Genomic DNA, 8,385 nt, shown 5'->3' with positions numbered 1-8,385 from the left:
CTACAGCACAACCGCCCGGGCCCCTGTCCCGGCGCCCGCCTACAGCGCCCCGACCAAGACAGCCAGCCTGGGTGCGCGCAAACCCGCCGCCAAGCCATCGGCCAGCCTGACGGCACCCAAGGGCGCCACCACCGCAGCAGGTAACAAGGCCCACAGCCCGGCACCGGCAAAAAGTGCGGGCGGCGGCGACGACGACTGGGAAAGCTTCTGAATGGCGGAGGCCATGGAAGAGGCGGAAATTTCAATAAAAAAAGACCGTTTCCGCGCGACTGTTATGCCTCAATAGCTATAAAAAACAGAGCAAATCAAGGGTAAGGCGGACAAACGCAGCGCAACGTGACGTGAAGCGATGCGATGCAACACAACAAAAACCACGCCGGGGCAGGCCCCTTTTCGTGTGCATTGTTCTGAGGTTGTCCTGCTACAGCCCTGCCTGCATCCACACCCCTTTTCTGCCTGGGGTTGTGGTTGCCAGACGCAGCGTTGTACGGGACCGCGCCGTTCGTTTGCTTGCCCGGATTTTTAAGTTGTATTCAAACGTAACTGAAAACGCTATCCTGTGCCCGTTGCCCCTTGTTTGGTCGGGTGGACGGCATCCTTGTTAGGAGAATTACCATGAGCCAGTTCAAGATATCCACCCGACTTGCTGCATTGCTCGGCGCCCTGTGTTTGCTGGTGCTGCTGGTCGGCGGGGCCGGGCTGTTTGGTATGGGGCAGTCCAACGCCGGGCTCAAGTCGGTGTATGACGACCGGGTGGTACCGCTCAAGCAGATCAAGGTCGTGGCCGACATGTACGCCGTCAACGTGGTGGATACGGCCCACAAGGTGCGTGACGGCGCCATGACCCCCGCGCAGGGTTTGCAGTCGGTGGCCGATGCGCGCAAAGCCATCGACGCCAACTGGAGCGCCTATCTGGCCACCCGCCTGGTGCCGGAGGAAGCCCAGCTGATCGCGCGCTTCAAGCCCCTGCAGGTAAAGGCCGACGCTGCTACTGAAACATTGGTAGGGCTCTTCAAGTCAGGCGACCTGCCTGCACTGACCAGCTACGCAGCCAAAGAGATGTACCCTGCCATCGACCCACTGCAGGAGGTGCTGGGTCAGCTGATTGAGGTGCAGCTGAATTACGCCAAGGCAGAGTACGACAGCGCCGCTACGAGGTTTCAAACCCTGCGCGCGCTGACGCTCGCTGCCTTGGTGCTCGGCACCCTGCTTGCAGTGCTGATGGGCGGGGCGATGATCCGTCAGATATCTCGCTCGCTGCGCAACGCTGTGCAGATCACCGATGCGGTGGCGCAGGGCGACCTCACCGTGCCCATCCAAGCCCGGGGCAAGGACGAGATTGCCCAGCTGCTGGGCGGCCTGACCACCATGCGCGACAACCTGGCCCATGTGGTGTCCGGCGTGCGCGCCAACGCGCAGGGCGTGGCATCGGCCAGTGCCGAGATCGCCTCGGGCAACAACGACCTGTCGGACCGCACCGAGCAGCAGGCCAGCGCGCTGCAGGAGACGGCGGCGTCGATGGAAGAGCTGAGTTCCACCGTCAAGCAAAACGCCGACAACGCGCGCCAGGCCAACCAACTGGCGATGAGTGCATCCACTGTGGCGGGGCAGGGCGGCGATGTGGTGGCCGAGGTGGTGACCACCATGAAGGGCATCAACGACAGTAGCAAGAAAATCGCCGACATCATCAGCGTGATTGACGGCATTGCCTTCCAGACCAACATCCTGGCGCTCAATGCGGCGGTGGAGGCTGCCCGCGCGGGCGAGCAAGGCCGGGGCTTTGCCGTGGTGGCAGGCGAGGTGCGCAACCTGGCCCAGCGCAGCGCCGCAGCGGCCAAGGAGATCAAAACCCTCATCACCGACAGCGTGGAGCGTGTGGAGCAAGGCACGGTGCTGGTGGACAAGGCTGGCACCACCATGACCGAGGTCGTCGGCGCCATTCGCCGCGTGACCGACATCATGGGCGAGATCAGCGCTGCCAGCAGTGAGCAGAGCACAGGTGTATCGCAGGTGGGCGAAGCCGTGACGCAAATGGACCAGGTCACCCAGCAGAACGCAGCCTTGGTGGAAGAAATGGCCGCCGCCGCGGGCAGCCTGAGCCACCAGGCCCAGGCCCTGGTGGGCGCTGTGGCGGTGTTCAAACTGTCGGCGGATCAAACGCGGGCCTCGCAGGGCGCCACCACGGCAGCGCATCCTGCCCCCGTTGCAGCACCCACCAGCGCGGAGCGTGGCAGCGGCAAGGGGGCGGGCCGCACGACACAGAACCCCGCACTGGCACTGCGGGCCGCACCGGCCAGTTCTGTCAGCAAGGCCGCTGCACCTGCACCCCAGGACCGCAAGCCGGTGGCGGCAGGGGCGGAAGATGACTGGGAGAGTTTTTAAGCCCTATGGAGGCCGGGCGAGACTGTGACCCACCCCGGGAGCCAGGCACTCAGGCCATCGTCTTGAACGGGCTGCGCGCCTGCAGATCTTGAAGGTAGCTTTCGACCCCTGCGCCCTCGCGTGCGAGGAACCGTTCCACCGCGTCGGCAAAAGCCGGGTGGGCCAGCCAGTGGGCGCTGGTGGCCTGCACGGGCAGCAGGGCGCGGGCCATCTTGTGCTCGCCCTGGGCGCCGCCTTCAAACCGCTGCACGCCGTGGGCGATGCACCACTGCAGTGGCTGGTAGTAGCAGGCCTCGAAGTGCAGGCAATCCACCCGCTCCAGGGCGCCCCAGTAGCGGCCATAGGCGACAAGATTTGGGGTTTTTTGGCCTTCTCCGCCTGATAGGATTGAGTTGATTGCTATCAAACTGGTAGCAATTGGCTGCCCGTTGCGCTCAGCCACAAACAGCAGCCAGGCCTCGGGCAGGTGTGCCGCCATGCGGGCAAAGAAGTCGCGCGTGAGGTAGGGTGGGTTGCCGTGCTCCAGGTAGGTGCGCTCGTAGCAGCGGTAGAGGAAATCCCAGTCGGCCGCGCTGATGTCAGCGCCCCGCGACCAGCGGAAGCTGACCCCCGCCTCTGCCACACGGCGGCGCTCCTGGCGGATCTTCTTGCGTTTGTCCTGAGAGAGGCTGGCGAGGAAGTGGTCGAAGTCGGTGAAGTGGTTCGAGCCGCCGCCGGGCCGCCCCAAGGCGGCGAGCGCCCCCTCGGGGGGCAGCGAGGACACGCCAGTGCCGAGTGTGGGGGCCACACTTTCGCCGCCGCCGGGCCGCCCCAAGGCGGCGAGCGCCCCACGACCCGGCGAAGCCGGGGACCCTTCCCCGGCCTGGGGCAGCGAGGACATGCCAGTGCCGAGCGTGGGGGCCACATTCTTCCAGTGGAATTGCACGGTATGCCGGAGCATCAGGCCCTGCTCAGCGCTGGTCTGCACATCGTCTCCGCTGGCAAACAGCATGTGCACCGACGACACGCCTTCTTGTTCGCACCATTGGCGCACCGCCTGCAGCAGCAGCGCCCGCGTGGCCTCGTCGCGGGCCAGCAGCCGCGTGCCCGGCACGGGCGTGAAGGGCACGGCGACCACGGCTTTGGGGTAGTAGGGCACGCGGTGCTGCTCATAGGCGCTGGCCCAGGCCCAGTCGAAGACGTATTCGCCGTAGGAGTGGCTTTTGAGGTAAAGCGGGCAGGCGGCCACCAGGCTGCCGCCTTCCCACAGGGTCATGAAGCGGGGCGTCCAGCCCGTGCGCGGCGTGGCGCTGCCGCTCTCGTGCAGTGCGGCCAGGTATTCGTGCCGCAGAAAGGGCGTGGGGTGGCTTTGCTGTGCCAGCAGAGCGTTCCAGGCGGCTGCGTCCACATCGAGCGGAGACGCGAGTACGCGGGCGATAATGGCAGCTTCCTCAGCCATGCGCTCTCCTGTGTTGCCCATTGCAGCCGGGGTCTGCATGGGCGGTATTCAACCCGGCAAAAAGGGCCGAAAAAAGGGCCGACTCCAGTTCCATGACGCTCTCCATTTGCACTGCGCAGCTCAATTTTGTCGTGGGCGACATGCCCGGAAATGCGCAGAAGATCATTGCCGCTGCCCGCGAGGCCTATGCCCAAGGCGCTCGGCTGCTGCTGACGCCCGAGCTGGCCATCTGTGGCTATGCGGCCGAAGACCTGTTCCTGCGCCCCGCCTTCATCGCAGCCTGTGATGATGCCGTGAAAACCGTGGCCCGCGAGACCGCAGGGTTGAAGGGCCTGGCCATCGTGCTGGGACATCCGCAGGCCCTGGTGCCCGATGCGCCCGCGTTCAGTGCCTGCTTCAATGCGGCAAGCGTGCTGCGCGATGGCCGCATAGAGCAGACCTATGCCAAGCGCGAGCTGCCCAACTACCAGGTGTTTGACGAGCGCCGCTATTTTGTGGCCGGCGACAAGCCTTGCATCTTTGAAGTGGAAGGCTTGCGCGTGGGCGTGCTGGTTTGCGAGGACGCCTGGTTTGCCGCGCCCGCCCGCGATGCGGCAGCGGCGGGGGCGCAGTTGCTGGCGGTCATCAATGCCTCACCCTTCCACCTGGGCAAAAGCGCTGAGCGTGAGGCCACCATGCGCGAGCGTGTGGCCGAGACCGGCCTGCCGCTGGTCTACGCCCACCTGGTGGGCGGTCAGGACGAGGTGGTGTTCGAGGGCCGCTCATTTGCGCTCAATACCGACGGTTCGGTGGCAGGTCGCGGCCCGGGTTTTGAGGAAAAACTGGTGTTTGCGCGCGTCCATATAGAGCAGGTTGCTATCAAAATTGAAGCGGATATTGCGCCAGAGAAAAGCCTGGAGGCCGACCTGTGGGATGCGCTTGTGCTGGGTGTGCGCGATTACGTGGGCAAAAACGGTTTCCCCGGCGCGCTGCTAGGCCTGTCGGGGGGCATTGATTCGGCCCTGGTGCTGGCGATTGCGGTGGATGCATTGGGCGCGGGTAAGGTGCGCACGGTGATGATGCCTTCGCCCTACACGGCCGACATCAGCTGGATCGATGCGCGCGACATGGCACAGCGCCTGGGCGTGCGCTATGACGAGATCTCCATCAAGCCCCAGTTCGAGGCCTTCAAGGCCGCGCTGGCCAGCGACTTTGCGGGGCTGGCCGAGGACACGACCGAGGAAAACCTGCAGGCGCGCATTCGGGGCACGCTGCTGATGGCGCTTTCGAACAAGTTTGGCGCCATCGTGCTCACCACGGGCAACAAGAGCGAGATGTCGACTGGCTACTGCACGCTGTACGGCGACATGGCAGGGGGCTTTGCCGTGATCAAGGATGTGGCCAAGACGCGGGTGTTTGACCTGGCGCGCTGGCGCAATGCCAACGACCCGTATGGCACGGGCGCGAGCCCTATACCCGAACGCATCATCACCCGCCCACCCAGCGCGGAGCTGCGGCCCGACCAGAAGGACCAGGACAGCCTGCCGCCCTATGAGGTGCTCGATGCCATCGTGGCGCGCTACATGGAGAACGATGAGCCCATCGAGTCCATCATCGCCAGCGGTTTTGCGCGGGCCGATGTGGAGCGGGTCACACGGCTCATCAAGCTCAATGAATACAAGCGCCGCCAGGCTCCGGTGGGGATTAGAGTGACACGCCGCAGCTTCGGCAAGGACTGGCGTTACCCTATCACCAACAAATTCCGCGCCTGACGTCGGTTTTTTACCGTTTTACCGTCGCGCGACCCATTTTTCCCATCTTTCACATCCTCAGGAGACCCGCCATGAAAATGATCACCGCCGTCATCAAGCCCTTCAAGCTCGAAGAAGTCCGCGAAGCCTTGGCCGAGTGTGGCGTGACCGGCCTCACCGTGACCGAAGTGAAGGGTTTTGGCCGCCAGAAGGGCCACACCGAGCTGTACAGGGGCGCCGAGTACGTGGTGGACTTCCTGCCCAAGGTGAAGGTCGAGGTCGTGGTGAAATCCGATGACGTGGATCGCTGCGTGGACGCCATCGTGAACGTGGCGCGCACGGGCAAGATTGGCGACGGCAAGATTTTTGTGACTGCCGTGGAGCGGGTGGTGCGTATCCGCACCGGGGATCTGGATGACGCAGCTGTTTAAGGTGACAACCCCATGAGGCGCTTCGCGCCTTCCCCCTTCTCTTGAACGGCTGCGCCATTCGGGGAGGGGGACACCGCCAGCGCACACAAGTGAAACGCCGCCACGCCGCTGGGGCGGCCCTTGCGCGGCGGTCGCTGGCCTGGGCCGCGCCAGTTTTTGCCGGGCGTCAGATCACCGAGCGCAGCGGGGTTTGGCGGGCATTTGTTCCGGCTTGCTCGACCAGGGTTTGCAGAAGGTCGCTGGCGTCGCTGCCGGAATGCAGCAGGCTCATCTGCCATTCGCCCATGAAGCCACTGGCCACACTGTGGTTCAAGAAGCTCACGAGCCCGTCGTAGTAGCCCGCCACATTGAGCAGGCCCAGGGGCTTGTCGTGGTAGCCCAGTTGGCGCCAGGTCCAGACCTCGAACAGCTCCTCGAAGGTGCCGATGCCACCCGGCAGGGCAATGAAGGCGTCGCTGCGCTCGGCCATCATGGCTTTGCGCTCGTGCATGGTCTGCACGATGTGCAACTCGTCGCATGCTCGGTTGGCCAGCTCCTTGTCCACCAGCGCCTGGGGAATCACGCCCACCACACGGCCACCGGCCTGGCGCGTGGCTTCGGCCACGGTGCCCATGAGCCCGCTGCGGCCTCCGCCATAGACCAACTGGCCACCGTGGCGGCCTATCCAGGCGCCGACGGCTGTGGCGGCGTCGGCAAAAGCGGAGTTCTCGCCGGGGCGCGAGCCGCAGTACACACAGACGGAAAAAGCGGGTTCAGCCATGGAAAAACCTTTGGAAAAGAGCCGCAGCCCAGATGCCGATGCACAGCAGCAGCGCCAGCAGTACGGCAGCACTGCCCATGTCCTTGGCGCGCTTGGAGAGGTCGTGCCATTCGGGGCCGATGCGGTCGATGGCGGTCTCTATGCCGGTGTTGAGCAGCTCCACAATCATCACGATCACGACTGAACCGGCCAGCAGCGCCACCTCGACCCAGCTACGCCCCAGCCAGATTGAGAGCGGCAGCAGCACCATGGCTGCGACGGCTTCCTGGCGGAAGGCCTTCTCGTTCCAGCCGGCCCGCAGGCCTTCGATGGAGTAGCCCGCTGCGTGCCAGATGCGGTTCAGCCCGGTGCGGGCCTTCTGTGGATTGGCAGGGGCTGCCGAAGGGGAGGGGGATGAAGGCATGGGCTTATTTTTTGGGGAGTTCGTAGTGCACCAGCCGGGTGCCCGCCAATGCGTCGTGCCAGAACTGACGGGCGGGGTGAAAGCGGCTCAGAATGGCCCAGATAGCCACCCAGCCACCCAGCAGCACCAGCACTTCCACTGCGGGCACACCAAACAGGTAGGCGGCCAGAGGGGGGAGGAACCACAGCCAGCTCAGCACGTAGCGCAGCAGCGCACGCGCCTGGGTGATGGGTTGCCCGTCCTTGCCCACCACACGGATATGCCAGGTTTTCTGGGCCAGGGTCTGGCCCTTGGCCCAGAACCAGGTGAAATAGATGCCGAACACCACGAACAGAAATGCCTGCAGCGCGTGGCGATTGTCCATTGCATTGCGCGTCTGGCTGAGTGTGCCAAACAGGTAGCCTGCAATGAACACCACGCCGAACATCAGCATGCCCTCATAGAGCCAGCAGGCCATGCGCCGCCACAGGTTGGGCACGATGGTTTCGCGCAGGGGGGCGATTGCAGTGCGGGTGTCAGCCTGCGGTGATTGGGGGGAGTGCGATTCGGACATTCCAGGTGTCAGGCCCGTCGGGCCGGGCAGGTTGCAAACCTACTGAGGATACAGGCCTGAGGTGTCGGGGGTGACGGGTTGTGACGCCGCGGTGGCGGGCGGCTCGGCAAGCCCCAAGGGCGGCAGTGCGGCGGGCACAGCCATGGGGACCGCTACGGGCGCGGTTTCCACTCCGGTGGACGTGGCCGCTGCGCTGCCGGGAGATGGTGGCGGGCTCACTGGTGGGGGTGGCATGGCTGTCACGGGGGCTGCCACCCGGGGGCTGTGCTCGGTCACGGGTGGGATCTTTGGCGCATTCGGGCGGCTGGGATTTGCCTCGGTAGCAGCAGGCACTTGAGCCAGCTTCTTGGGCGAGACCGGGCGCAGGGCCGTGGCGGCGCCAGCAGGCTTGGGCACGGCCAGCGCGGCCAGTGCATTGCGCTCTTCGTCTGAAAGGGCCTGGTAGGCCTCCCACTGCGCACGCTTGTCATCCCGCGCCAGCCGGTTGGTGACGGCGTAATTGAGCCGCGCCTGGTTGCGCTGCTGGACGCTCAGGTTGGCCCAGTCTGTGATGCGGTCGTGAAACTTCTGCTGTTCGTCCTCCGACAGTGCGGAATAGTTGGACGCCAGTGTCAGCCAGCGGCGTTTTTGGGCTTCACTGATGAGCGCCCATCGCTCGGCCAGCGGATACAAGGCCAGCTTCTGGGGC

8 protein-coding genes and 1 pseudogene are annotated in these 8,385 nt (G+C 64.9%); 4 read left to right on the top strand and 5 right to left on the bottom strand.

The genetic code is table 11. From position 1 onward, the window contains the following. Both DBR12_RS23095 and DBR12_RS17395 read left to right on the top strand, forming a co-directional pair. Window positions 1-211: pseudogene (locus DBR12_RS23095) on the top strand (methyl-accepting chemotaxis protein); the annotation flags it as partial. 404 nt (window positions 212-615) lie between these two features. Beyond that, entirely contained in the window at window positions 616-2,382 is a 1,767-nt protein-coding gene (locus DBR12_RS17395; RefSeq protein WP_108618417.1) for a methyl-accepting chemotaxis protein, read from the top strand. Between the two features lie 49 nt (window positions 2,383-2,431). Here the strand turns inward: DBR12_RS17395 and DBR12_RS17390 are convergent, their stop codons facing one another. Continuing rightward, window positions 2,432-3,820, bottom strand: a complete 1,389-nt coding sequence (locus tag DBR12_RS17390) for a GNAT family N-acetyltransferase (RefSeq protein ID WP_108618421.1) — start codon at window positions 3,818-3,820, stop codon at window positions 2,432-2,434. A 92-nt stretch (window positions 3,821-3,912) separates the two neighbouring features. Between DBR12_RS17390 and DBR12_RS17385 the strand changes: the two genes are divergently transcribed. After that, window positions 3,913-5,571 (top strand): NAD+ synthase, encoded by a 1,659-nt coding sequence (locus DBR12_RS17385; RefSeq protein ID WP_108618416.1) that lies wholly within the window; start codon window positions 3,913-3,915, stop codon window positions 5,569-5,571. A gap of 71 nt (window positions 5,572-5,642) precedes the next feature. Beyond that, the gene (locus tag DBR12_RS17380) at window positions 5,643-5,981 is read left to right on the top strand and encodes a P-II family nitrogen regulator (RefSeq protein ID WP_108618415.1); all 339 of its coding nucleotides are present in this window, start codon (window positions 5,643-5,645) and stop codon (window positions 5,979-5,981) included. 166 nt (window positions 5,982-6,147) lie between these two features. On the opposite strand, the gene DBR12_RS17375 is transcribed toward DBR12_RS17380, so the two are convergent. The 4 genes from DBR12_RS17375 to DBR12_RS17360 form a co-directional block, all read right to left on the bottom strand. Beyond that, entirely contained in the window at window positions 6,148-6,741 is a 594-nt protein-coding gene (locus DBR12_RS17375) for a TIGR00730 family Rossman fold protein (protein WP_108618414.1), read from the bottom strand. Further along, entirely contained in the window at window positions 6,734-7,144 is a 411-nt protein-coding gene (locus DBR12_RS17370; RefSeq protein WP_108618413.1) for a diacylglycerol kinase, read from the bottom strand. Before DBR12_RS17370 ends, DBR12_RS17375 begins: the two co-directional genes overlap by 8 nt. 4 nt (window positions 7,145-7,148) lie before the next feature. Beyond that, complete coding sequence (locus DBR12_RS17365; RefSeq protein WP_108618412.1) at window positions 7,149-7,697, bottom strand: RDD family protein; 549 nt, start codon at window positions 7,695-7,697, stop codon at window positions 7,149-7,151. A gap of 39 nt (window positions 7,698-7,736) precedes the next feature. Then, a partial coding sequence (locus DBR12_RS17360; protein WP_108618411.1) for a DUF3106 domain-containing protein occupies window positions 7,737-8,385 on the bottom strand: 649 nt, incomplete at its 5' end.

This window comes from Acidovorax sp. HMWF029 (assembly GCF_003060895.1).
Classification (GTDB): Bacteria; Pseudomonadota; Gammaproteobacteria; order Burkholderiales; family Burkholderiaceae_C; genus Acidovorax.
The sequence above is the reverse complement of the archived record's forward strand: the minus strand, read 5'-3'. Positions and strand labels throughout refer to the sequence as shown.

What these genes read in the sequence shown, in the direction of transcription:
- DBR12_RS17395 (WP_108618417.1), top strand. Translation starts at nt 616, where the DNA reads ATGAGCCAGTTCAAGATATCCACCCGACTTGCTGCATTGCTCGGCGCC.
- DBR12_RS17390 (WP_108618421.1), bottom strand. Translation starts at nt 3,820, where the DNA reads ATGGCTGAGGAAGCTGCCATTATCGCCCGCGTACTCGCGTCTCCGCTC.
- DBR12_RS17385 (WP_108618416.1), top strand. Translation starts at nt 3,913, where the DNA reads ATGACGCTCTCCATTTGCACTGCGCAGCTCAATTTTGTCGTGGGCGAC.
- DBR12_RS17380 (WP_108618415.1), top strand. Translation starts at nt 5,643, where the DNA reads ATGAAAATGATCACCGCCGTCATCAAGCCCTTCAAGCTCGAAGAAGTC.
- DBR12_RS17375 (WP_108618414.1), bottom strand. Translation starts at nt 6,741, where the DNA reads ATGGCTGAACCCGCTTTTTCCGTCTGTGTGTACTGCGGCTCGCGCCCC.
- DBR12_RS17370 (WP_108618413.1), bottom strand. Translation starts at nt 7,144, where the DNA reads ATGCCTTCATCCCCCTCCCCTTCGGCAGCCCCTGCCAATCCACAGAAG.
- DBR12_RS17365 (WP_108618412.1), bottom strand. Translation starts at nt 7,697, where the DNA reads ATGTCCGAATCGCACTCCCCCCAATCACCGCAGGCTGACACCCGCACT.